Origin of the sequence: Enterobacter sp. E12 (genome assembly GCF_014596715.2) — a bacterium.
GTDB classification, from domain to species: Bacteria; Pseudomonadota; Gammaproteobacteria; order Enterobacterales; family Enterobacteriaceae; genus Enterobacter; species Enterobacter bugandensis.
Genome location: NZ_CP115601.1, coordinates 527,274 through 551,357, shown reverse-complemented (window position 1 = coordinate 551,357; position 24,084 = coordinate 527,274). Strand labels below are relative to the sequence as shown.

Genomic DNA, 24,084 nt, shown 5'->3' with positions numbered 1-24,084 from the left:
TCAACTAATCGTTTCATTAATTCATCATAGTTATTGTTTACCTTGGTCATTGGCCAAATGCACGCATATTCTTCAGACGGGCACCCAACACTTCAGCAGCCTCACGAGTTGCTTTCTCGGGAGCTTTATTTTCGATAAAGGTTAAAATATCAAGCAATGTTGGCCGTACCTCGATGAAGTCTGGCAAGTCTCCCTGAAGCTGACCAATTACGACTTGAGGGTCTTTTTCATTAATTATCTGCTGTAAACCGATGATCAAATGACCCAACCAGCTTGCTCCAAGCTCGGTACTATCCGTTAGGTCGCGCGAGCCAAACTCGGGTATCCTCTTCAGCTGCGCCTTGCTTGCGGTCATATTGCCCATTACCCTACCGTAATCTTCAACCCGGAAAGCTTTGGCAAAGTTCTGGTAGTTGTCGAGTTTAGATGCACCGGTAGTTTCAATATCCATCATGCGCAAATAAAAGCGCTGAATACCGTTGATTTTTTGCCAAGTATCGGCAGACAAACCTTCTGGCACCAATAAACTGTTTGCAGCTTCAGCAGCTTGTTGGACTATTTCGTCCACAACAGTCACTTCACCACGTATACGCGGACGTAATGCAAAGCTGGTAACATCTTCGCCACCGATATGGGTATAAGACGTTAATACCTTTAGTGCTGCAGCATAACCGGCCATTTGAAGATCAGAGTCATTAAAGACTGGTTCCCCCAGCTTATCTTTCACTTCATCATTCAAGTGCAACATATTTTCGATCTGACGTTTTACTTCCACCCGTACTGCAGGTAAAAGTCGTTGCTTAAATCCAGCATTTTCACCAGCAAGACGTTTGCGCAACATCAGGATGACAGTACCTTGCACGTAACCACCTTTCTTCAGTTCAGTACTGGTCTCCGTGGCGATATACCACGCGCCGACGACCTGTAATCCAGAAGCCCAGAAAATACCGATCATGTCTGACCAAACGCCGGTATCCTGATGGGTAAACATTACACACTGCATACCATTGTCAGGCATATTTTCTGCCATCGCCTTATAGGCACTCACCATTCCTTTGCGGAAATCATCACCGGAGCCTTTTATGGCTAAGGCGCGACGCGAGTCCCAAGCCCACCCATCAAATGGCTTTGGAGGATTCTTACGAAGCCACGCGATAAAAAACTCTGCTATTTCATGGTAGTTAACTGCATCTGCGTAGGGCGGATCGGTAATCCAATAATCACAGCTAGTAGCGACATCAGCCGCTTGTTGATTTAGGATCTGTAGCTGTCCATTAGTGACGCTGCTTGAACTGGTTAAAAATAAATAATTTTTCCCTGTTACAAAGGAACGAACACCGTATGAGTAGTTTGTATTGTAAGCTTGGTTGTAAAAAGTCTGAGTGATTGACTCCCTCGCTGCGCCAGTGCCATATCGGCAAAGCTTGCTTGACCAGTCAATCATCTTGGCTAAAGACAGATTTAGAACTGGCTGTACATCAACGTCCTGCTCAAGAATTTTCTTTTTTGCAATAGCAGCAACAAGCAATTGCCTTGGGCTGAACATATGATGCCAATATGTCCATCCCCTTGTTCGTATAGGCTCGTCAGTTTTAGCACCAGGTTCAATTTCCATATCAGGAATGAAACCTTTTTTTTGCCACTCTGATAAATTTTCGCTAACTATTGTTTCTATTTTGATTTCTCTTCTAAGATCATTTTCAGTAACAGATGAGAAAAAGGTCTCTTGTCTTCCTAAGTCTAGGCTTCTTTTTGTAATCCATTGGATAGCATAAATTCTTTCCTGAAATACATCATCAGGTTTCGGCTTGATATCGTCTTTTTCCCAAGAGCGCAAACGATTCTTGGTTGTTCCATCTTGATGCCTATAATCACCTCTCAATGTTTTGATTGGTGTGCGATAGGTTTTCCCTTCTAGCTCATATACCAGACTTCCATCCTGGACTGTTCCCTTTTCTGCCTTTTTAAGCTCCTCAGGTGGAACGTCAGAAACGATGTCAATTTCGAACCTTTTTGAATCAAAATCTGGACGTAATTTCGCAATTACATTGCGGCTTTTTGAAACAACCAAACTCGGTATAAGTGGCACTAACCATCCAGTCTCTGGGCATTTCGCCTCAAGGCAGCACAAGAATGCTTTGGCTCGATTACCATCGCTATCATGTTCAATTCCAAGAACTTTTATCTCATTATCTACCGCATCAACAAGTTTTTGTTGTGCGATTTCTATTTTTTCCCTTTCTTTAAGTGATGCTCCAATAATATTTGTCGTGCCCCAAGTCAACATACATGCGATAGGGTTCAGATCACTAGCAAATGCATCGCAGCCAATTCTTGCTGCTTCAAAAGGTATAGAACCTCCACCAGAGAATACATCTCCAACCTTTGGCTTGTGTCCAAACCTAAGAATGCCTAGCTGTTCCACCAGACAATTAATACTGTCGGCATTTACGGAAAATGAAGAAAGATGTGAATTCACGCACGACCAAACATGGCTATACAACCATGTTTGGTCGCATTCTTCCGGACGTCTACATAACAAAGATTTCTCTTCATATGTCACCAGCCGATCTAAATATTGTTTAAATAATGGTATTTTTTCATTATCTGTAATATCCCTTCGCCACCTAAGTTTCAAACCTAACTCATTACTATCGAAAGGAGCATGTAAGGTATTAACCTCACGAAAGCGGTCATCATCATTTTTTAAATTGTGGGAAAAATAGTCCCACGGATTATGTAAACTGATAGCCGAAACAATATCTACTGGCTTAATTGAACCTAATGTAATTGCTCTCTTTGCTAAGCTCAGTGAATCAAAGCCCAGCAACATTTCAAATAACTCGAGATCCTTTTCCTTATTATTAGTTTGAGGAAGCAAAGATCCCAAAATGATACTTCTTACTAAGATAAGGGGTTTTCGGCCTTTCCAGTAGGATCCGAGGCCGGTCAAAGTTTGACTTTGTACTGATGTTCTTTCTTGCTGAGCTTCAAAAGAAATTTTTTGAACAGGATATACCGCCTCTATTAGCGATGGCGCATCCTTAAGCGCAAATGGAGTTAATTTTGCCATTCTACCTTCATCTCCAAACAGACTGAGCAAAGAAAATTTTCCTAGCGCAGTCTGTAATCTATCAAGTACATTTTTAGACTACATGGCCTTTTACTGCCCGAATCCAAATCTTTAGCTAGATCTTTTTTCCATATCCTAGCTCTTTCAGGCTGCGACCTTGAAGATCCCGCCAAGCATCCATACCGCTGCGCGGATTACCAGCTATCACACAGGCAGCCGCACTGGGACTTTTAAATTGATATTCATGTACAAAGGAATAAACATCTCCTTGATTCACGAGAACACCTTCATCTAGCAACTTCTGCCTTAATTCTCGAATGGCTGGACGTAATGATTTAGCTTGAGCAATATTTGCTGTAGAACCTTTTTTAACCAAAAACTCTGGGCTGCTCATTTCACCAACTGGTTGCCCGATAGCCTTTGCAAGCTTGGCTTCAAACAAGAATAAGAATTCTTCTACATTTGAGTTGTCTAGAGCAGGTTCAATAGATAATTGAGCATTAGATGCATCGAGAGATAATGAATCGTCACCACCAGTATCGTGAGATAACATGCATGCATCATCAGATGATTTCAGGTCACCATAACTAACCGATGGTTCCTTTATTTCGTGTGATTTTGGTATATATCGGCTATAAGAGACACTGCTGTCTTGAGTGAATTGTATTTGCTCTGTTTGTACGATATCGCCAAGTGCGTGACGCAAGGCAATACGCCAACCAACATCGCGATCTTCAACCCCCCCGGTACTCTTAGCTGTCATGCCAAATAACCACCAACGTTCTTCTGGGCTAAGCGCTAACCAATTGCGAACTGCAACGGGAATATTGTCAATTTCCATGCCCTCTATTGCCCAAGCGAGTACACAAATCTCCTTACCTAACAAACGGTCGAGCATGTTTTCGCCTACTTGCCAAGAGCTAGTTTCTAAGCCGTAGCTTTTCAAGCGAGCATTAAACGCGCGTTGCACTTCAGCGCGTATCGCTGTCCAACGAGTGCGGTCTAACTGCACACGATCAACTACAGAAAATTCTTCGCTTTGCGCCTGCAAACCAAGATACTCACTAATTTGCACTTTACCGGTACTTGACTTTGGAATGATCACTTTAAAGTGGTGAGGATCACTGCTAGCAGGCACACCGAAACCCAGCGTCGGATGCTTAACACCTGTCGTGGTTTTATTTGATTGTGCCTTGGCCATATATCTAGTCTCTGTTTTAGGGGATTACTCTTCTTGAGCAATGTCACCAGGTTTCAACTCAATACCAACTAACTTAGCGAACTCTTTGGCTTCAAAGCCATTTTCAAAATCGATACCATCTTTTACAGCAATCGAGACATTAGCATCAGCTTCGTTCAATACGTCCCGCAGGCTATTTATAGTCGCCTCGATCATCACGGCCGTGATTTGACGCTCTCCAAAGCGAATACCAACAGTGTTCTCTCCTTCACCGATCTCAATGCGAACACCTTTAAAGCGTGTGTTTGCTTGATCTTTAAAGCGGTTTAACACCTTGAAGACCTTTTCTGTGGTATCGAGGGGTACACGCTTGCCACTGATTAAACTCGCTGGCTTGGTGTCATCTATCTGTACAGTTTTGTCGCCGCTATGCTGTATCGGGAAGTCTGCTGTTTTGGTTGCTTCACCTGATTTAGCGTAAACCAACAAGCGAGCAGCATTAGAGCCAACTTCAAAGGGAGAAACATAGAGTTGCCCATCTTTCGGATTCGAGCCATCCAAGGTGTAGTACATCTCGGCTTTCGGCGTACACTGTAAGGTAACCTTTCGTTTATCTGCGGAAGGTTCAATTTGATGTCTTATTTTTAGATCTGCAACCCAGCGCGTTGCGGGCCCACACTCATACTTTCCGGTCGGATCGGCAACTTTAAAATAAAGAGTACCTTCCCCCGTACTAAAATTTTCCAAATCATCAACTTTTGGATCAGTATCCAATACTTCTGGTTTAGTCGAGAAATAGATAACTGGACTCTCGCCCGCATTTCTTGGAGTCAAACAGATCAATGACTCTCCATTTTCAGGGTTAGTACCTACCAACGTAACGTTAACACTGGTTTTTTCTTTCGGGAATGGACCTTTTTCTATATAGCCATCCTCCCCCATTCTCCAGCGCCCTTGCTTGAGTGCTGCTGCCCTGAGGGTATCCATTCCACTGCCGCCAGGCATCCAAGGCCAGCCTGAATTGCATTTAGCGCGGTTGACGATATCCTTCCATGGGGTGCGACGGTTATTGGCACCAGAAGGCCAAAGCTCCGACTCTGCCATAGCAAAAAACTGAGTGAATTCCTTTTCCAAATCTGACGCTAATTTATAGTTAGCTCTTGGATCTGCCATCAAATTTTCAATTTGAGTTTCGGCAGATTGGTCACCTTCCCCAACTTTTAATCCATGATCAATTGTGACTTTGAGCAAACGTTCAGAACCATCGATATCATCAATCCCGGGAAACAGGATTGTATTATAAGCTGCAGACAAGGCTTTGATAAAACGTCCTTCCGCTTCTTCTAACCTGTCGCGAGCTTCCTCATATAAGGTATCACCCGCCTTCAGGCGTTTGGTAATTTGTTCGATGGCATACAGCTCACGCAGACGATCTTCTACTGCGTCAGCCATGATGCTGTCCTGTCCAGTGAGCACAAGTAAGTTGTTTTTTTCCTGCTGAAACTCAAAGAAATTAGTAAGTTCGCTAGGCGGCACTTTACCATCAGGCTTAATCACAATAAGGACACGAGGTCCACTTAGTTTGAGTTCGTCCAAACGTGGAAGAATCTGTACTTCCTGATAGACATTACGACGATTGGGCTGAAGGATACCTTTGAGCCGATTAATTAGAGCCTGATCAATTTTTGGCTGTGGTAATTCCTTAGCGTTACGCTCGATCTGGCGCGAAAGATTTTCTGTTTCTTTAATGTAGAAACGCTGATCTTCGCGGTGCAAGTACCAGGCTTGCTCGCGTAGTTTTTGGAGCGCATCAAGGAACTCATCTGCCTTGCGATTAGGAGCGGCTAAGTATTCAATTACTTCGCTTTCCGTCAGACCTATACGCCCCCCTACTGCACGAGACAATGAGGATGCAAGCAGCAGAGTCATTAATTGGCTGGCCGCATCATTACTAAGTTCGCTATCAATAGTTTCAGCAATAGCGTCACCCTTGTCAGCAATATCTCTAGTTACCGCAGGAATCAGCTTTGGCGAAATTCGTTCAATCTCGTCATTAACTTGTTCGTCATTGAGGTCGAGATGCTGTGTACCAATAAGGAAAACATCATCGGTCTGGCGCTGTTCCACGCTTTTTAGTAGGCGAGCCGTAAATTGCATCAGGCCACGAGTTTGCCTGAAGCCTTCGTTTTCTTTGAACAGAGCGACTAAATGCTTGAACGATGGATGGAAGGGATAAGTCTCCCTGACTTGCTCAGCAATTTGTTCAATGCTTGCTGCAACAATGTATCCGCCGTCTTCTGCTTTTTTAATTTGTTGGGCATATTCCTCAGCAACCTCATTGATAGTTTGCTCATCTGGCAGTTCATCAATTAGCCGCTTTTTAAGGATTTCATAGATCTCATTACCCGACAATTGTACCGGAGTAATGGTCATCGACTGCCTGCGAGTTTCTTGCTGCAGGTTTGAAATAGCTTCTTTCAATGCTTTGGTCTGGACACCATAGCTGCCAGACAAATTTGCAATGACAATACAGCAGTTTGGTAGTTCTAATGCAGCACTCATCAAGGTACTAAGACTGTAAACTACCATGTTAGCAAGTGTTCCTGAACCGTAAACCTGGGTACTTGCGTTATCGAGATAAGGTGGCAACTCGTCAATCATTATCAGTGTGGGAGTATCACCGATGATCTCTTTCCACTTTTGTTGGTCAACAGATTTAGGACCATTAATCCAGTGCTGTTTAATCTTCTCTGATTCACCGAGTTGAGTAGCAATATCTCCCCAGATATAATTGTCAGGGTTGTTTCGACCATTAAACGCAGCAATTCTTGCATTGCCAAAGTCTAAGCGCTTATTAAGATCAGCAGATAAGACCTCAGGGCGTAAGTGTGTGTGTTTTGCAAGCAGGCCTAGCGCAATCATCATGTGGGTTTTACCGCCCCCCATGGCTTGAGTGAGCTCGAAAACCGCTTGATCTGACTTACCAGACAGGCGAAGCATCCCTTCTCGGAAAAGTTGTTCCATACCGTGAGTAACAAAGTTCCTTGAAAAGAATTCTTTGCCATCGCCTGCGTCGTTTATCAGATCAGCCAGATTCTCAATTCCCTGGCTCATTCTGTAATCCTTAATAACAGGATTAAAACGACACGCCTGCTTCACTGTCTTGATCATGTTTAACGTTCCCCACGTTGATCCGAGTTCTCGGACTGCTTGATGGCTATATCATTTTTCACGCAATGCTCGCGGATCAGCATTTCTATCATGTTAGCGATAGAACGATGTTCCACTTGTGCGGCAGCTCGCAACGCGTCCTTCAATCCAGGATCCAACCGGATAGTAAGCGTCGCAGTTTTGGTAGTAGCCATATCACACTCCCGAAGAATGCTTGCAAATGTACTGCAATATACAGTATTAGGTTTTACTGAACAATCGACTCGACCACATAACTTTTTTGAATCCCGTGCTGATTCCGACATACACTTTACGGTTATTGTTTGCCCATTTTGCCTACCATAGGTACTCAGCATCTACTTTGTTGCGGCCTAGCACTTCAGGCCGCAGATTTACAATCTATTCACCGGCCTATCTTCCCAAAATCAAATGGACTAACTGCCCTCTCCCGGTTAGCATCAAGAAAATCAGCCCACCACTGCAGCATCAATCTACGCTCAGCAAGATGCTCGGCTTTATGAATATAAGCTGCACGCACAGAGTTACGCTCCATATGGCTCATCTGCCGCTCGACTGCATCCCTCGACCACAACCCTGACTCAATCAACGAACTACACGCCATTGTCCTGAAGCCGTGGCCGCACACTTCAACCTTTGTGTCATATCCCATGACTCGCAAAGATTTGTTCACCGTATTCTCGCTCATCGGTTTGCGAGGATTGTGATCGCCAATAAAGATCAGTTCATGATCACCACTGAAGATCTTAATCTGCTCGAGAATTGACAGAGCCTGTCGGGAAAGCGGTACCAGATGAGGTGTACGCATTTTTGAGCCACGCTGGGAGTGCTTTACCCCTTCAATTGCTTCTCGCTCAGCTGGAATCGTCCACATAGATGTTTCAAAATCGATCTCTGACCAACGGGCAAAACGCAGTTCACTGGAACGAATGAAGACGAGCAGGGTTAGCTCAACGGCAAGGCGAGTTAAAGGTCTACCGGTATAGCTATCAATGCGTTGCAGAAGCTCGGGAATACGTTTCAATTCAAGAGCAGCTCGATGCTGTCTGTTACTTGAAGCAACGGCACCGACCATCTCCTGCGCGGGATTATAGTCAAGCAAACCACTCTGTACCGCATAGCGCATAATTGCGGTGGTGCGCTGCTGTAGACGGGAAGCCACTTCAAAACGCCCAGACAACTCAACAGCTTTGATAGGCGCTAAAAGGTCGCGCGTTTTTAATTCGGCAATATTACGCTTACCTATGGCTGGAAAGAGGTTGTCCTCCAGGCTTTTAAGCACGCGTCGGCTATGTTCTTCCGACCACTTTTTATTTGTGGCATGCCACTCAATAGCAAGTTGTTCGAAAGTACGTGCTTCTTCCTGCTCAACCTTATCATTTTTCTTTTTATCTCCCGGATCGATGCTGTTTGTCAAAAGTTTACGAGCTTCATCACGGCGCCCCCTTGCATCAGCGAGTGACACATCAGGGTAAACACCCAGAGCCAGCATCTTTTGCTTTCCGCCAAATCGGTACTGCAAACGCCAGTACTTAGAGCCATTTGGATGAACAAGAAGATGCATACCGTTGCCATCGGTCAGTTTGTATTGCTTATCCGTTGGCTTGGCTGTTCTGACTTTGATATCTGTTAGAGCCATGCTTATCCCCTCCCTGTTGGTACAAGCATTATCGAACCGGAAATACCATCATCTGTACCAACACCTGTTGGTAGATGTAGGTTGAAGTCGGTTGACCTTGAGAGACTTAATATAGCGGGAATAATGGTTAAATACTGGATTTCAGGCACAAAAAAAGACGTCCGTTGACGTCTATTGATGTTCCGATGGTGCCGAAGGCCGGACTCGAACCGGCACGTATTTCTACGGTTGATTTTGAATCAACTGCGTCTACCGATTTCGCCACTTCGGCACTGAAGGGGATGCGGAAACGTTGTGGATTATACCTGTCGCGCGCCGCCATGCAAGCGACGACGCGCTAAACCTGCGCTAAGTGCCCAAAAAACCAGCGCCCTTCGTCACTCCAGCTCAGACACCGCCAGCCGAATCACCCCTGCCGCCTTCTGCTCCGGCAGCGACAGCACCTTCGCCCACATATCCTGCACCATATCGCAGGAGAGCTTCTCTTTGCCCGCCGCCTTCTCCGGCATCTGCAACAGCTGGATGTCCTCGCCGTACTTATCGGCAAGTTGCTTCATAATCGGACGCACATCCTCGACGGCCGCCTCGCGTTCGGCCGGGGTCACGGTGTGGCGGTTTTTGCCGTAGGCCGCGCGCATCATGTCGGCGTCGGCCTGCATGCGCCGCGTCATCAGGTCTTTATCCAGCATGCGCATCGGGTTCACGCCGCCCTTCACCATCGGGTAGAGGAAGCGGAAGCAGGCGTCGTCGCTCACCTTCTGGATGGCAGCGGTCTGCTCCATGTTGATGGTCATGTAGTTCACCACGTTGGCGTCCGGGGCGTTCTGCAGGCGCGACATCTGCAGATGCAGGATCTGCGGCTGGATGGTGTCGATAATCTGCTGCTCCGGCTCGCCCGCTTTTTGCAGGGCAGCCATCTGGTCGAGGATGCGCTGATGCAGCGCGGGCTCCTGCTCCTTAATCACCTGCCAGGCGGGCATCGCGTTGAGGGTGGTATCAATCTGGTGTTCGGGGGCACGCTGCCTGTCAAAGAACACCCAGAACGCCACGGCGGCGGCCGCGACGACGACAATCACAATACGGGTCCACGTTTTATTCATCTCGCATCCTTATCCTTTCGCTATGCCGGTTTACACCGGCACGCCGCTGTGGAAGCGAAACTCGGTGTCCGGTGTCGAGATAAGTGTGGCTTCAATTTCGCCAAAAAGCTGTATGCGCGGTGAGATATCGTCGTCGCTCACCTGCCGGGCCAGCGTCAGGTAGTCCTGATAGTGGCGCGCTTCCGAGCGCAGCAGCGAGAGATAGAACTTCTGCAGGTCGTCGTCGAGGAACGGGGCCAGCGCGGCGAAGCGTTCGCAGGAGCGGGCTTCGATGTAGGCGCCGCAGATGAGCTTGTCGATCAGCGTCAGCGGTTCGTGGGTGCGCACTTCCTTCAGCATCCCTTTGGCGTAGCGGCTGGCGGTGATTTTGACGTACGGAATGTCGCGGGCCAGCATCGCCTCTCGCACCTGCCAGAAATGGTGCAGCTCCTCTTTAATCAGCAGCACCATGCTGTCGATGAGCGCCTGGCCCCACGGGTCGTCGGTTTTGGGCATCACGCTTTTGCCAATCTGCCTGTGCATGGCGATGAAGTCCGGCTCCGGGCCGTCGCGGAAGGTGAACTGTTCGTAGGGTTTGAGCCAGTCGAGCAGCGCGTCGGCACCGCTTTCGTCGGCGACGTATTTACGCACCAGCAGCAGCGCGGTCTGGGCGGCCTTGAGCTCGCACACCATGTGGTCGGTGAGCAGCAGCGGCAGGTTCGTCGGGTCGCGGGCTTTATCAATCCATGCTTGCGGGGTCGGGCACTGGAGGAAGTTGAGTACGGGGGCGAGTATCTGCGGGTAATCCATGGTTCTGCCTTAAAAAAGCGGTGGCGCGGGCCACCGCCTGAAACGCTTAGTGACGCACGCCGTCGTCGTCTTCGTCGACGTAATCTTCGTCGTCGCCTTCTTCGCCGTCTTCACCGTTCGGATCTTCGAAGTAGGTTCCCCAGCCGTCGTATTCCACCTCAAACTTCTCGGCCAGGTTCATCAGCTGTTCAACCTGCGCGTCGATCAGCTCCGCCTTCAGCGCGCCTTCGCTCAGGATGTCGCAGCAAATGACGGTGTCGCCCTCTTCCACTTCCAGCTCTTCCGGCTCGGTCACTTCGTAACCCAGCTTGAAGGCTTCCACGGCCATTTTTTCCAGCGCGTCGAAATCATCCGCAGAGAAATGGTGCTCGATGGTGTACAGCGCGTCCGGATCGCTACCGTCTTCCAGCAGCTCTTCAATAATCAGACGCGTCTCTTCGCGTTGCTCTTCCAGTAATTCCGGGTTTGCCATGGCTCAATCCTCTTTAAAGTGCGGCAGATACTTCTATTTTCACACACGGACGGGTTTGCCTCCACCTTTGTTGGAAAGATTTGTGAAACGGGGTTGCAAATGAATAATTACACATATAAAGTGAATTTTAATTCAATAAGTGGCGTTCGCCATGCGAGGATAAAATGTCTGATCTGTACAAGAAACACTTTCTGAAATTGCTCGACTTTACCCCTGCACAGTTCACTTCTCTGCTGACCCTTGCCGCACAGCTCAAAGCCGATAAAAAAAATGGCAAGGAAGTACAAAAGCTTATCGGTAAAAACGTCGCGCTCATCTTCGAAAAAGACTCGACCCGTACCCGTTGCTCTTTCGAAGTTGCCGCATTTGACCAGGGCGCGCGCGTTACCTATTTAGGGCCGAGCGGCAGCCAGATTGGTCATAAAGAGTCAATTAAGGACACCGCGCGCGTGCTCGGGCGGATGTACGATGGCATTCAGTATCGCGGCCACGGCCAGGACGTGGTCGAAACGCTGGCGCAGTATGCGGGCGTGCCGGTGTGGAACGGGCTGACCAACGAGTTCCACCCGACCCAGCTGCTGGCGGACCTGCTGACCATGCAGGAGCACCTGCCGGGCAAGGCGTTTAACGAGATGACGCTGGTCTACGCGGGTGACGCGCGCAACAATATGGGCAACTCAATGCTGGAAGCGGCGGCGCTGACCGGGCTGGATCTGCGCCTGGTGGCCCCGAAAGCCTGCTGGCCGGAAGAGAGCCTGGTGGCGGAGTGCAGCGCGCTGGCGGAGAAGCACGGCGGCAAAATCACGCTGACGGAAGACGTGGCGGCGGGCGTGAAGGGCGCGGACTTTATCTATACCGACGTGTGGGTGTCGATGGGCGAAGCCAAAGAGAAGTGGGCGGAGCGGATCGCGCTGCTGCGCGGGTATCAGGTGAACGCGCAGATGATGGCGCTGACCGGCAACCCGGACGTGAAGTTCCTGCACTGTCTGCCGGCGTTCCATGACGACCAGACCACGCTCGGCAAGCAGATGGCGAAGGAGTTCGATCTGCACGGCGGAATGGAAGTGACGGACGAGGTGTTTGAGTCGGCGGCAAGCATCGTGTTCGACCAGGCGGAAAACCGGATGCACACGATTAAGGCGGTGATGGTAGCGACGCTTGGGGAGTGATTGGCTCGTCTGCGGTCTGGTGCCCTCACCCCGGCCCTCTCCCACAGGGAGAGGGCGAAAACCCTAAAAACGACAATAGCGTTATGGTCTGGCAGAAAAATATTTTACTGCCGCTTTCTCAGCCAGGCATTAACCATAATAAGTATTTATGTTTTTATTAATCATTATTTATTGAGTAGATAATGGTTAATATCAGGTCATTATCAATTACAAAACACCGTATATTATCGGCGTAATATTTCCTTATTGCTGCATTTCGTTAATAAGGATTATTTATGTCATGGAATAAGCATGAAGCTGTGTCATACGCCCGTAGCCACGCACTAACCCATACTGGACACTATCGCGCTCGCGCAATCGCCGCCGCCATTCGAGCCGGAGGGCTTAAAATCGAAGGGGCCAACCTATCGCCAACTTCAGCCAGCAATAACCTTATACAGGCATTATTAATATGAATAAGCTCATCTTAATTGTGTTATTCAGCACAGCAGCATTGGGGGCCGAAGATTTTCAGATACCGATGCAGCGCGCCCTTGAATTCAATCGCTGGTACATTAAACAAGTGAACAACGATCGTTATCCCATCCAACAGGGAAATGAAATCGATAAGTTCGTTACGGCCAGCACCATGAAAAAATTACGTCATGCAGACGATCCCCGTTATGCCGACGCTGAATTTTACGAGGCTGATTTTTTTATGAAATCGCAATATATCGGCGAGGACTGGGCTGAGAATGTGGCTATTGATTCGTATGATTCAGACCCGGTCTGTGTAAACGTGAATATCACGTTCGGCAATAAGACCCAGCACACAGTTATTGATTGCATGGTTAAAGAAGATGGGATCTGGAAAATTCAGTCTGTCGCTGCACGGGATAATAATTGATTCCCCCGCTAACAATAATGTAGCCGGGTGGCGCTGCGCTTACCCGGCCTACAAAACCCGTAGGCCCGTGCAAGCGTAGCGCCGCCGGGCAAATCAGGCGACGATGCGGCCTGATGCCTTTTCTCCCACAACCCGCTCTACTCAATTGATTTTTCACCCCGAAAAAGGTACGTTTTCGCCTTCATTCCAGCGTGGACATGCCAGCATTATGCCGATTATTCAGTCTGTTGAACGTGCGTTGCAGATCCTCGACCTGTTCAACGAGCAGGCCACCGAGCTTAAGATCACCGACATCAGCAAACTGATGGGGCTGAGCAAGAGTACCCTCCACTCGCTGCTGAAAACCCTCCAGCTTCACGGCTATATCGATCAGAACCCGGAGAACGGCAAATATCGCCTTGGCATGAAGCTGGTCGAGCGCGGCCATTTTGTCGTGGGCTCCATCGATATTCGCCAGAAGGCGAAAGGCTGGCTGACAGAGCTGTCACAGCGTACCGGGCAGACCACCCATCTGGGGATCCTGGACGGGCGTGAAGGGGTCTATATCGAGAAGATTGAAGGCAAGCTCGCCGCCATCGCCTATTCGCGCATCGGCCGCCGCCTGCCGGTTCACGCCACCGCCATCGGCAAGGTGTTGATTGCCTGGCTGGGCGAGGCCGAGCTGAACGCCCTGCTGGAGGGCTATCAGTACACCACCTTTACCCCCGCTACCCTCGCCTCCCGCGAAGCGTTAATGACCGCCCTGACGCAGACCCGCGAGCAGGGCTATGCCCTGGACAGCGAAGAGAACGAGCAGGGCGTGCGCTGCGTGGCGGTGCCGGTGTGGAACCACGAATCCCGCGTGATTGCCGCCCTGAGCCTGTCGACGCTCACCTCCCGCGTGGATGACGCCGAGCTGGCCCGCTTCCGCAAGGAGCTTCAGCAGGCCGGGCTCGAGCTGTCACGCGCGCTGGGCTATACCGGCTCGTAGGTGAAGTAGTCGAAGTCCGCGTGACAGCCGTCGCCGCTGATGTCCTCGCAGTGCAGCCCCACAAACGCGCCGGTAAAGAAGCCGCGCCCTCCGATGTAGTCATCCGACAGCTTCCACGCTTCATAGTTCACCGGCACGGCGTGCCACGTCTCGCCGTCGAACGAGTAGCTGTAGCGGTAGACCAGCTTATCTACGTCCACCCGCAGCCAGACGCTCTCCGCATGTTCCGGCACCGAAATGGGCTGCTCGTGCAGCGGCCACGACGGCACGTTGTGGTCGAGCTGGATCACCTTGATGGTCCTCCCCTGCCCCTCCTCGTAATCCATAAAGCAGTAGCTCCAGTTTTTGCTGTTGTAGTAGCAGGTCAGCCCGGCACTCTGCTGGAAGTGAACCGGCGAGAACTGCATCTTCGTCTCGGCCCGGAAGGTAAAGTGCTGCCAGCGGCGCGCCAAGGTCGACTGGGTAAAGGTCGAGTTGAGCGAGTCGTTGCCGTAGAGCCGTAAGTAGCCCGGGCGGGCGGTGAGCGAGCCGAGGGTGTCGTCGAACGGAATGCGCAGGGTCTGCAGCTCCGGGTCAAGCGTACTGCCGTCGAAATCATCCCGCCAGTTACCCTGAGCGGCTGCGGGCTGCTCCGCCACCTGCGGGCCGGGCACGGTCAGCTGCGCGTGCTTGCCGCCTTCCACGTACGGCCAGCCGTCGCGCCACTCAATGCGGGCGATGCCGGTCTCGCGCCCCAGCGGGCAGTAGCCGCGCCCGCCGGAGGCCAGCAGCGGCACGCCGGGCAGGCGCAGCGGGCGGCTGGTGAGGTAGGCCATATACCATTCTCCCGTATGGGTTTGCAGCAGCGAGCCGTGGCCGCTCTTTTGCAGCGGGTTCTCCGGCAGGTGCCAGCTGGTCATCATCGTTACGTCCGGGTGAAGCTCGTACGGCCCGTCGATATTTTTGGAACGCAGTACCACAACGGCGTGCTCGTAGCTGGTGCCGCCCTCGGCAACCATCAGGTAGTACCAGCCCGCGTGGCGATAAAGATGCGCCCCTTCGGTGTAGCAGAGTGGCGTGCCGGTAAACAGCGTTTTGCGATCGGGCGAGAGCGTGCCGGTCTGCGGGTCAAACTCCTGCATCACGATGGTGTTGTGCGGGTTGCTGTGGTGGCGCGGCCCCCACGGACGGTAGAGGTAGTACTTGCGGCCATCGTCATCGTGGAACAGGGACGGATCGAACCCGCCGTTGCCCATCGGGATCGGCTCGCTCCACGGCCCCTCAATGGACGGCGCGGTGACGAGGAAGTTGCGGCCATTTTTCCACGGTGAGTCGACAATCTTCACGTCGGTATAGAGCAGCCAAAATTTGCCGTCGGCGTAGCTCAGGCAAGGCGCCCAGATGCCGCCGGAGTCCGGATTGCCCTTCATGTCCAGCATCGACACGCGGTCCAGCGGCGTGCTGACCAGCGACCAGTTTTTCAGGTCGCGGGAGTGATAGATGCGCACGCCCGGGAACCACTCGAAGGTCGAGGTGGCGATGTAGTAGTCCTCGCCCTGACGGCAGAGGGACGGGTCCGGGTTGAAGCCGGTCAGGATCGGGTTAGTAATTTCCATGTTGCCTCCGGTTAATGGGATGCGGCTGTCGCGGCGTCGGGTACGGCCTCGCCCTGCGCCGCGCGGTGTTTGATAAGCTGCTGGCTGATGGCCTCCACGCGGTCGTCGGTGAGCTTGTAGAACGACAGCATGATGAACATGCCCGCGTAGAGCACCACCGGCACCACGCAGAACAGAATTTTGATGGTGGTGAGCACCTCAACCGGCTGCACGCTGCTGCTGGCGGAGTAGTTCACCCAGGCCAGGATCCAGCCCACCACCGCCCCGCCAATCGCCAGGCCAATCTTCAGGCTGAACAGATAGGTGGAGAACACCAGCCCGTCGAGGCGACGCCCGCTGCGGCTCTCCTCGTAATCCACCACGTCGGAGGCCATCAGCCACTGTAGCGGCGTGGTGGTGTTAAAGACGAACAGGAACAGGATGTTGAGGGCGAAAATCAGGGCGATGTGCTCGGCCGGGGTGAAGAAAATCAGCAGGCTGATGAGCGAGTAAGCGACGATGATCCACTTAAAGGCGGTGACGCGGTCGAAGCGGCCTAGCAGGCGGGACGAGCAGAGCGAGCCGAACATGGTGGCGAGGCTGCCGTAGAGTAAAAACTGGGTCGCCATCTCCGGGTGATCCATCACGTATTTCACGAAATAGAGCGTCGCCCCGCCGCGCACCACGTTGGAGCAGGTCGCCATCATCTTGAACGCGCACATGATGCGCCACTGGCCGTTGCCGAGCAGCAGCCTGAGATCTTTCGCCACCGACGAGCCCGGCTGCACCTCAAAGGTGTAGCGCTCTTTGGTGGTGAAGAAGCAGACGTAGAGCAGCACCACGCCGGTCAGCCCCAGCACGCACATGGCGCCGAAATAGCCCACCTGCTCATCCCCCTTGCCGATGATGCTGACCAGCGGCAGCGCGATGCCGCTGATGGCGAGCGAGCCCGCCGCGGCGAGGAAGAAACGCCAGGACTGAAGGGCGTGGCGCTCTTTCGGGTCGGCGGTGATGACGCCGGGCATGGCGCAGTAGGGCACGTTAACGAAGGTGTAGACCAGGGTCAGGAGAATGTAGGTCGCGCAGGCGTAGATGATTTTGCCCTGCGCGGAGAAGTCCGGCGTGTAGAAGGTCAGCATGCAGACGATGCCAAACGGGATGGCGCCCCACAGCAGGAACGGGCGGAACTGGCCGTGCCACGTGCGGGTGCGGTCTACCAGCAGCCCCATCAGCGGGTCGGTCACGGCGTCGAGCACGCGGGAGACTAAAAACAGCGTGCCCATAATGCCCGCGGAGAGTCCAAACACGTCGGTGTAGAAATAGGCCAGCAGGAACATGGTAGCCTGCCAGACGAAGCCGCAGGCGGTGTCACCCAGCCCGTAGCCAATTTTGTCTTTCATGGTTAATTGCGTCATCAGAATTACACCCTTATTTAGTGTGCTGAATTACAACATCGTGTTAATGGAGTGTAATGAGCTGTTCAATTAACCAGCAATGGTCATATCTTATTTCTGAATTACGTTATTTTGCTTTTGTGACGCCAACGATATATCGCAACATATTGTTTAAATTAACAAATTACAGATACGGAAAAGCCGCCCACGGAATATATTCCGTAGACGACAATCGCGTGAAAAATAATTAAATGCCGAGCGCTTTTTTACCGGCGTTAATTACCTCAATAATTTTATCGGTGTCATAAATACAGCCTTTCCAGGTGCCGCCGCTCACCGACTGCAATGCCGCCCACAGCCGGGTATCGTCCGGCAAAAAGTCGTGGGCGTGCAGGTCCGGGTGCGTCTGCCGCAGCGCCAGCTCGCGCGCGCCCTCCTCCGGCGTCAGCGGGTTATCCGCGGTGCCGATAAAGTTCACGCTGCCCGTGAGGGTCAGTCGGTCGACGGCAATCTCGATGATGTCGTTGTCGCGCAGCTTGCCAATCGGTCCGCCCGCCAGCGCCTCCGGAGACACGTGGCCGAAGCAGGCGCCCGTCGACACGCCCGAGAAGCGCGCATCGGTGATTAACGACACCGTTTTGCCCCACGAGATATGCTTCAGCGCGGAAGTAAGCTGGTAGGTCTCTTCCATACCGGTGCCGGACGGGCCGCCGCCTATCACCACCATGATATCCCCCTGCTTAATCTCTTCCCGCTTGATGGCCTTGATCGCCTGCGCTTCCGAGACAAACACCCGCACCCGGCCGGTGTGGCGGTAAACGCCATCGTCACCCACCACCGACGGGTCGATCGCCGTGGCCTTGATCACCGAACCTTCCGGCGCGATGTTGCCCGTCGGGAAGCAGACCGTCGAGGTCAGCCCTTTCGCTTTGGCTTTCTCCGGCGGCAGGATCACGTCATCCGGCTCCACGCCGTCCTGCTCGCGCAGGCACTGGCGGAAGCGCTTACGGCGCTCGGACGTCTGCCACCAGTCGAGGTTCTCGCCCACCGTCTGGCCGGTGACGGTGATGGCGTCCAGATGCAGCAGGCCGAGATCGCGCAGGTGGAGCATCACTTCCGGCACGCCGCCCGCGAGGAACGCGCGCACGGTCGGGTGATAGTCCGGGCCGTTGGGCAGCACGCTCACCAGGCGCGGCACCCTGCGGTTGACGCGCGTCCAGTGCTCTACGTCCGGAATAGTGCAGCCCGCCGCGTGGGCGATGGCCGGGATGTGCAGAAGTAAGTTCGTTGAACCACCGAACGCCGCGTGGATCACCATGGCGTTTTCGATGGCTTTATCGGTGAGGATATCGCGCGTGGTGATGCCGCGGTTATCCAGCTCGCTCACCGCCCGCGCCGACTGGCGGGCGATCTCCAGCCACACCGCCTGCCCGGACGGTGCCAGCGCGGAGTGCGGCAGCGCCAGCCCCAGCGCTTCCGCCACTACCTGCGAGGTGCCCGCCGTGCCGAGGAACTGACACCCGCCGCCCGGCGAGGCGCAGGCGCGACAGCCGAGCTCGGCGGCCTCCTGCAATGAGAGCTCGTGGTTGGCAAAGCGCGCGCCGATGGTCTGCACCTTGCCTGCGTCTTCCCCCACGGTCGGCGGCAGCGTCGCCCCGCCCGGCACCAGAATGGTCGGCAGGTCGTGCATGGAGGCCAGCGCGATCATGGTGGCGGGTAGCCCTTTATCGCAGGTGGCCACGCCGATCACCGCCCGGCGCGTGGGCAGAGAGCGGATCAGACGGCGAAACACGATCGCCGCGTCGTTACGATACGGCAGGGAGTCGAACATGCCGTACGTGCCCTGCGAGCGCCCGTCGCACGGATCGCTGACGAAGGCCGCAAACGGGATCCCGCCGTTGCGGGTGATCTCCTTCGCCGCCGCCTGCATCTGCATGCCGATTTCCCAGTGCCCGGTGTGGTAGCCCAGCGCAACCGGGCGTCCGTCTCCGGCGCGAATACCGCCCTGGGTACCGATAATCAGCACCTCTTTGCCGGTCAGCTTGTTGGCATCCCAGCCCATCCCGGCGTTCTGCGTCATGCCGAAAAGGTTGCCGCTGGGGGATTCCATCAGCATCTGCGGGGTCAGCGGCAGCGCGCCCTGCGGCCCCGCCGCGTGGGTGATCACCGCATAAAACGCATCGTCCTGCGGGGTGAAAATTTTTTCAATGGTCATCGTTATCGTCCGGCTCAGCAGAGCTTGAGCTGTTGCAGCAGGGTTTTCAGCTGCGCCTTACGCGGCTCGTCCAGCGGCGTGGCGGGTGGCAGCACGTGCGTGGAGATCGGGCGGCCACAAAGCACGATCGCCTCTTTAATGACGTTCACAAACGGCGTATCCAGCTGATACATCTGCGGGATTTGCAGCAGGGTCTGATGATACTCAGCCGCTTTCGCCACGTCTTTATCCCGCCAGGCTTTCAGAAGATTCACCGACACCTGCGGGGCAAAGTTGCCGCTGGCCGAAATCGCCCCGTCGCCGCCGAGCAGCAGGGTATTAAACAGATGATCATCGTAGCCGCACAGCACGGTGAAGTGCGGATGAGCGGCTTTAACGGTGAGGATCATGCTGCGCAGGTGGGCGACGGAGTCGATGGTGTCTTTGATGCCAATAATATTGCTGCGCGAATCGGCCAGGGTTTTCACCAGCGCCGGAGTCAGATCCTGCCCGGTCAGCGCCGGGAAGTTATAGAGCATCACCGGCAGCGTGACGCTGTCGGCCACCTGCTCGAAATAGCGGATCAGGTTTGCTTCCGACACCTTCCAGTAGTAGGGGTTGATCACCACGATGCCGTCCGCCCCCGCCTGCTGCGCGTGCTGGCTGAGTTCAATGGTTTCCCGGGCGTTGGTGCCGCCGGTGCCGATCAGCACCGGCACACGACGATCGACATGATCGATAGCAAATCGGGCAATGGTTTTACGCTCTTCGGCGCTGAGCTGGGAGAACTCGCCGCCGCTGCCCAGGAAGAACAGGCCGTCAACGCCCGCAGCGATCAGATCGTCGATCAGCGCGGCGGTGCCCTGCTCATCAAGCTGGCCGTCGGCGGTAAAAATGGTGGAGACAGGGGGAATGATTCCCGTGAACAACGCGGACTGCGGCATGAGATCTCCTTGCTGAATCATTTTGTTCTATATTATAGAACAGCGTTCATTAATTTAACGATCATACTATGACGCAGAAAAAGGGGAGGTAAATGGGAGATGAGGAGGGAGTGCGGGAAGTTTAAGCTGGATCACATTATGCGAAGGTGCGGTCTGGTGCCCTCACCCTAACCCTCTCCCACAGGGAGAGGGAACTTTTACACCCTCTCCCCGTGGGAGAGGGCCGGGGTGAGGGGTTACTCTACCAGCATCTTCACCACAACCTTACGCACCTGCGCCGGCGCCCCCACCGCGCACAGCGGCTTATGCACTTCGCCAGGCCAGAACACCACAAAATCCCCTTCGCTGAGCACTACGGTTTTCTCCTGCTCGCCTTCCGGCAGGAACGCGATGTCTTTATCCGCCAGCCAGTCGGTGTCCGGCGTGCCGTGCGGCAGGGTGCTGAACGTCATCCCTTCCTGGCCCTTCAGCACAATCTGGATATCCAGATAGCGCGCGTGATACTCGGCGCGGCGCTCGGCGAATGGCTGGGTCATGTCTTCAGAGACCAGATAAAACAGGCTGTTGCCGTTGATGTCATGCTTGCCGGGCGGCGTGGCGTCGGTAACGTGGGCTTTTACGTACTCAATGGCCTGGCGCAGATCGTCAGTCAGCCAGGACTGGAGATGGTGGATGTTTCCAATAATCATGTTTCAACCCTCAATATAAAACAATGTTTCATTTTTATCTTTTATACGAGAATCCAGGCTGCCATACCAGCCCTTTTTGGACGAGGTTTGCGCGAGCGCATGTTTATCGGGAATGGTGTTAATTTGCTGTTAACCCTGCCCAGGCAATTATGCAGAGGTTATGCATAACCTCGATCCGCGCTTATCGCACGGCTGTTCTAACCTCTTGATCATGCTCTCTAATTAACAAAACCCGTTGCCGCCTCACACTTTACTGTTTTGATAATTTGCTCTAAAAAACCATAATTATTTATTGATTTTTCTTAAGTCAAAAATAGTTAATTACGTTATTTGCATAGCCATTCTTGCATATGATTTTTATCATTTAAAATCAGACACATAACAACTTATTTCAAAAGATTAATATCCACAAAATAATAACAACCTCAAATAATGCCACCGAATCCTGCTTAGCTATTCAACTCCCAATAATATGAAATTAATCATTATCTGATGCGAATCATGCAAATGAAAACAAACTCATTAATATCCATTTTCGCGTGAGCAATATCACATTACGGATTATTTAACTGCCTACTATAAATCACGAAATCAATTGAGCTAAGCCGCCATGTAATTAAACACACCACATGGCGCATGCCCTTTTTATTCTGAAAAACAGTTAAAGGAATAATTATGGAAAAGCATTATGTCGGTTCTGAAATTGGTCAATTGCGTAGCGTTATGCTGCACCGCCCTAATTTAAGTCTGAAGCGGTTAACGCCCTCAAACTGTCAGGAGCTGTTATTTGATGATGTACTGTCGGTTGAACGGGCGGGTGAGGAGCATGACATCTTCGCAAACACGTTGCGCGAGCAGGGTGTGGAAGTCCTGCTGTTGACCGACCTGCTCACGCAAACCCTTGATATCGCAGAAGCGAAAGCCTGGCTTCTCGAAACGCAAATCTCCGATTATCGCCTCGGGCCAACCTTTGCCGGCGACGTGCGCGGCTGGCTGGCGGATATGCCGCACCGCGAACTGGCGCGGCGATTAAGCGGGGGATTAACCTACGGCGAAATTCCGGCAGCCATTAAAAATATGGTAGTGGATACTCACACGGCGAATGATTTTATTATGAAGCCGCTGCCGAACCATTTATTTACCCGCGATACCTCCTGCTGGATTTATAACGGCGTGTCCATTAACCCAATGGCGAAACCCGCCCGCCAGCGTGAAACCAATAATCTGCGCGCGATATATCGCTGGCATCCGGCATTTGCCGACGGCGATTTTATTAAGTATTTCGGCGACGAGAATATTAATTACGACCACGCCACCTTAGAAGGCGGCGACGTACTGGTGATTGGCCGCGGGTCGGTATTGATCGGCATGTCCGAGCGCACGACCCCGCAGGGCGTGGAGTTCCTCGCCAACAGCCTGTTTAAACACCGTCAGGCCGAGCGCGTGATCGCCGTTGAGCTGCCAAAACACCGCTCCTGCATGCACCTCGACACGGTGATGACCCACATCGACGTGGATACCTTCTCCGTCTACCCGGAAGTGGTGCGTAAAGACGCCCAGTGCTGGACGCTCACCCCGGACGGACGCGGCGGCCTGCTGCGCACCCAAGAAACCGACCTGCTGCACGCCATCGAGAAAGCCCTCGGCATTAACCAGGTCCGCCTGATCACCACCGGCGGCGACGCCTTTGAAGCCGAACGCGAGCAGTGGAACGACGCCAACAACGTTCTGACCATTCGCCCGGGCGTGGTGATCGGCTACGAGCGTAACGTCTGGACCAACGAGAAGTACGACAAAGCGGGCATTACCGTGCTGCCGATCCCCGGAGACGAGCTGGGACGCGGTCGCGGCGGCGCGCGCTGCATGAGCTGCCCACTGGAACGCGACGGAATTTAAGGAGCCATCATGGAACGAAAACCCACTCTGGTTGTGGCCCTTGGCGGCAACGCGCTGCTCAAGCGCGGCGAACCTTTAGAAGCGGAGATCCAGCGCCAGAACATCGAGCAGGCCGCCCGCACCATCGCCGGCTTAACGGCGCAGTGGCGCGTGGTGCTGGTGCACGGCAACGGGCCGCAGGTCGGGCTGCTGGCGCTGCAAAACAGCGCCTACGACAAAGTGACGCCCTACCCGCTGGACGTTCTCGGCGCGGAAAGCCAGGGGATGATCGGCTACATGCTCCAGCAGGCGCTGAAAAACAGCCTGCCTCAGCGTGAGGTGAGCGTCCTGCTCACCCAGGTGGAAGTGGACGCCGCCGATCCGGCCTTTAGCAACCCGACCAAGTACATCGGTCCGGTGTACAGCGAAGCGCAGGCGAAAGCGCTGGCCGCAGAAAAAGGCTGGACGTTCAGGGCCGACGGCACCTATTTCCGCCGCGTGGTGCCCTCTCCGCAGCCCAAACGCATCGTTGAGAGCGACGCCATCACGGCGCTGATCCAGCGTGACCACCTGGTCATCTGCAACGGCGGCGGCGGCGTGCCGGTAGTGGAAAACGCCAACGGCTATCGCGGCGTTGAGGCGGTGATCGACAAAGACCTCTCCGCCGCCCTGCTGGCGCGCCAGATCGAGGCCGACGCCCTGCTGATCCTCACCGATGCCGACGCGGTGTACCTCGACTGGGGCAAGCCGACCCAGCGTCCGCTGGCGCAGGTGACGCCGGAACTGCTTAAAGACATGCCGTTCGACGCCGGATCGATGGGGCCGAAAGTGGCCGCCTGCCGCGAATTTGTTGAGGCCTGCAACGGCATTGCCGGGATCGGCGCGCTGGCCGACGGCGCGGAGATCCTGGCGGGCGAGAAAGGCACGCTGATTCGTAACTGATCACT

19 protein-coding genes and 1 tRNA gene are annotated in these 24,084 nt (G+C 53.2%); 6 read left to right on the top strand and 14 right to left on the bottom strand.

Annotation, left to right across the window (positions count from 1 at the left end; genetic code table 11):
* Positions 1 to 46 precede the first annotated feature (46 nt).
* The 9 genes from IB212_RS02650 to rraB all read right to left on the bottom strand — a co-directional run bounded on the left by IB212_RS02650 (position 47) and on the right by rraB (position 11,442).
* Entirely contained in the window at positions 47 to 3,073 is a 3,027-nt protein-coding gene (locus tag IB212_RS02650) for an anti-phage-associated DUF1156 domain-containing protein (protein WP_041911424.1), read from the bottom strand.
* A gap of 115 nt (positions 3,074 to 3,188) precedes the next feature.
* The gene (locus IB212_RS02645) at positions 3,189 to 4,274 is read right to left on the bottom strand and encodes an anti-phage-associated DUF3780 domain-containing protein (protein ID WP_102217322.1); all 1,086 of its coding nucleotides are present in this window, start codon (positions 4,272 to 4,274) and stop codon (positions 3,189 to 3,191) included.
* A 24-nt stretch (positions 4,275 to 4,298) separates the two neighbouring features.
* Positions 4,299 to 7,424: an anti-phage-associated DUF499 domain-containing protein gene (locus IB212_RS02640; protein ID WP_041911426.1), complete on the bottom strand. Its 3,126-nt coding sequence runs from the start codon at positions 7,422 to 7,424 to the stop codon at positions 4,299 to 4,301.
* Positions 7,425 to 7,426: 2 nt separating this feature from the next.
* The gene (locus IB212_RS02635) at positions 7,427 to 7,618 is read right to left on the bottom strand and encodes a hypothetical protein (protein WP_041911427.1); all 192 of its coding nucleotides are present in this window, start codon (positions 7,616 to 7,618) and stop codon (positions 7,427 to 7,429) included.
* 209 nt (positions 7,619 to 7,827) lie between these two features.
* Positions 7,828 to 9,081 (bottom strand): phage integrase central domain-containing protein, encoded by a 1,254-nt coding sequence (locus tag IB212_RS02630; RefSeq protein ID WP_041911428.1) that lies wholly within the window; start codon positions 9,079 to 9,081, stop codon positions 7,828 to 7,830.
* A 186-nt stretch (positions 9,082 to 9,267) separates the two neighbouring features.
* Positions 9,268 to 9,352 (bottom strand) — tRNA-Leu (locus IB212_RS02625).
* A 106-nt stretch (positions 9,353 to 9,458) separates the two neighbouring features.
* Positions 9,459 to 10,181 carry a hypothetical protein gene (locus IB212_RS02620; protein WP_041911429.1) on the bottom strand — a complete coding sequence of 241 codons (723 nt, stop codon included), beginning with the start codon at positions 10,179 to 10,181 and terminating at the stop codon, positions 9,459 to 9,461.
* A gap of 30 nt (positions 10,182 to 10,211) precedes the next feature.
* Positions 10,212 to 10,970 (bottom strand): tRNA isopentenyl-2-thiomethyl-A-37 hydroxylase MiaE, encoded by a 759-nt coding sequence (gene miaE / locus IB212_RS02615; RefSeq protein WP_041911430.1) that lies wholly within the window; start codon positions 10,968 to 10,970, stop codon positions 10,212 to 10,214.
* A 46-nt stretch (positions 10,971 to 11,016) separates the two neighbouring features.
* Entirely contained in the window at positions 11,017 to 11,442 is a 426-nt protein-coding gene (rraB, locus tag IB212_RS02610; protein WP_003862940.1) for a ribonuclease E inhibitor RraB, read from the bottom strand.
* 99 nt (positions 11,443 to 11,541) lie between these two features.
* Here rraB and argL point away from each other — a divergent pair, with 99 nt between their 5' ends.
* The 4 genes from argL to xynR all read left to right on the top strand — a co-directional run bounded on the left by argL (position 11,542) and on the right by xynR (position 14,467).
* A complete protein-coding gene (gene argL / locus IB212_RS02605) occupies positions 11,542 to 11,637 on the top strand; it encodes a putative translational regulatory protein ArgL (RefSeq protein ID WP_213083700.1) in 96 nt (31 codons plus the stop codon).
* A complete protein-coding gene (gene argF / locus IB212_RS02600) occupies positions 11,607 to 12,611 on the top strand; it encodes an ornithine carbamoyltransferase (RefSeq protein ID WP_041911431.1) in 1,005 nt (334 codons plus the stop codon). Before argL ends, argF begins: the two co-directional genes overlap by 31 nt.
* Positions 12,612 to 13,062: 451 nt before the next feature.
* Entirely contained in the window at positions 13,063 to 13,497 is a 435-nt protein-coding gene (locus IB212_RS02595) for a DUF3828 domain-containing protein (protein WP_041911432.1), read from the top strand.
* Positions 13,498 to 13,705: 208 nt separating this feature from the next.
* A complete protein-coding gene (gene xynR / locus IB212_RS02590; RefSeq protein ID WP_041911433.1) occupies positions 13,706 to 14,467 on the top strand; it encodes a DNA-binding transcriptional repressor XynR in 762 nt (253 codons plus the stop codon).
* Here the strand turns inward: xynR and IB212_RS02585 are convergent.
* The 5 genes from IB212_RS02585 to IB212_RS02565 all read right to left on the bottom strand — a co-directional run bounded on the left by IB212_RS02585 (position 14,452) and on the right by IB212_RS02565 (position 21,262).
* Positions 14,452 to 16,062, bottom strand: coding sequence for a glycoside hydrolase family 43 protein (locus IB212_RS02585; RefSeq protein WP_041911434.1), 1,611 nt, complete (start codon positions 16,060 to 16,062; stop codon positions 14,452 to 14,454). The genes xynR and IB212_RS02585 overlap by 16 nt on opposite strands.
* A gap of 11 nt (positions 16,063 to 16,073) precedes the next feature.
* Positions 16,074 to 17,456, bottom strand: a complete 1,383-nt coding sequence (locus IB212_RS02580; RefSeq protein ID WP_041911435.1) for an MFS transporter — start codon at positions 17,454 to 17,456, stop codon at positions 16,074 to 16,076.
* A gap of 226 nt (positions 17,457 to 17,682) precedes the next feature.
* The gene (gene yagF, locus IB212_RS02575) at positions 17,683 to 19,650 is read right to left on the bottom strand and encodes a xylonate dehydratase YagF (RefSeq protein WP_188246041.1); all 1,968 of its coding nucleotides are present in this window, start codon (positions 19,648 to 19,650) and stop codon (positions 17,683 to 17,685) included.
* Between the two features lie 14 nt (positions 19,651 to 19,664).
* A complete protein-coding gene (yagE, locus tag IB212_RS02570; RefSeq protein ID WP_188246042.1) occupies positions 19,665 to 20,573 on the bottom strand; it encodes a 2-keto-3-deoxygluconate aldolase in 909 nt (302 codons plus the stop codon).
* A gap of 236 nt (positions 20,574 to 20,809) precedes the next feature.
* Positions 20,810 to 21,262, bottom strand: coding sequence for a YhcH/YjgK/YiaL family protein (locus IB212_RS02565; protein ID WP_188246043.1), 453 nt, complete (start codon positions 21,260 to 21,262; stop codon positions 20,810 to 20,812).
* A gap of 675 nt (positions 21,263 to 21,937) precedes the next feature.
* Here IB212_RS02565 and arcA point away from each other — a divergent pair.
* Positions 21,938 to 23,158: an arginine deiminase gene (gene arcA, locus IB212_RS02560; RefSeq protein ID WP_047367010.1), complete on the top strand. Its 1,221-nt coding sequence runs from the start codon at positions 21,938 to 21,940 to the stop codon at positions 23,156 to 23,158.
* 9 nt (positions 23,159 to 23,167) lie between these two features.
* Entirely contained in the window at positions 23,168 to 24,079 is a 912-nt protein-coding gene (arcC, locus tag IB212_RS02555) for a carbamate kinase (protein ID WP_188246044.1), read from the top strand.
* Positions 24,080 to 24,084: the final 5 nt, after the last annotated feature.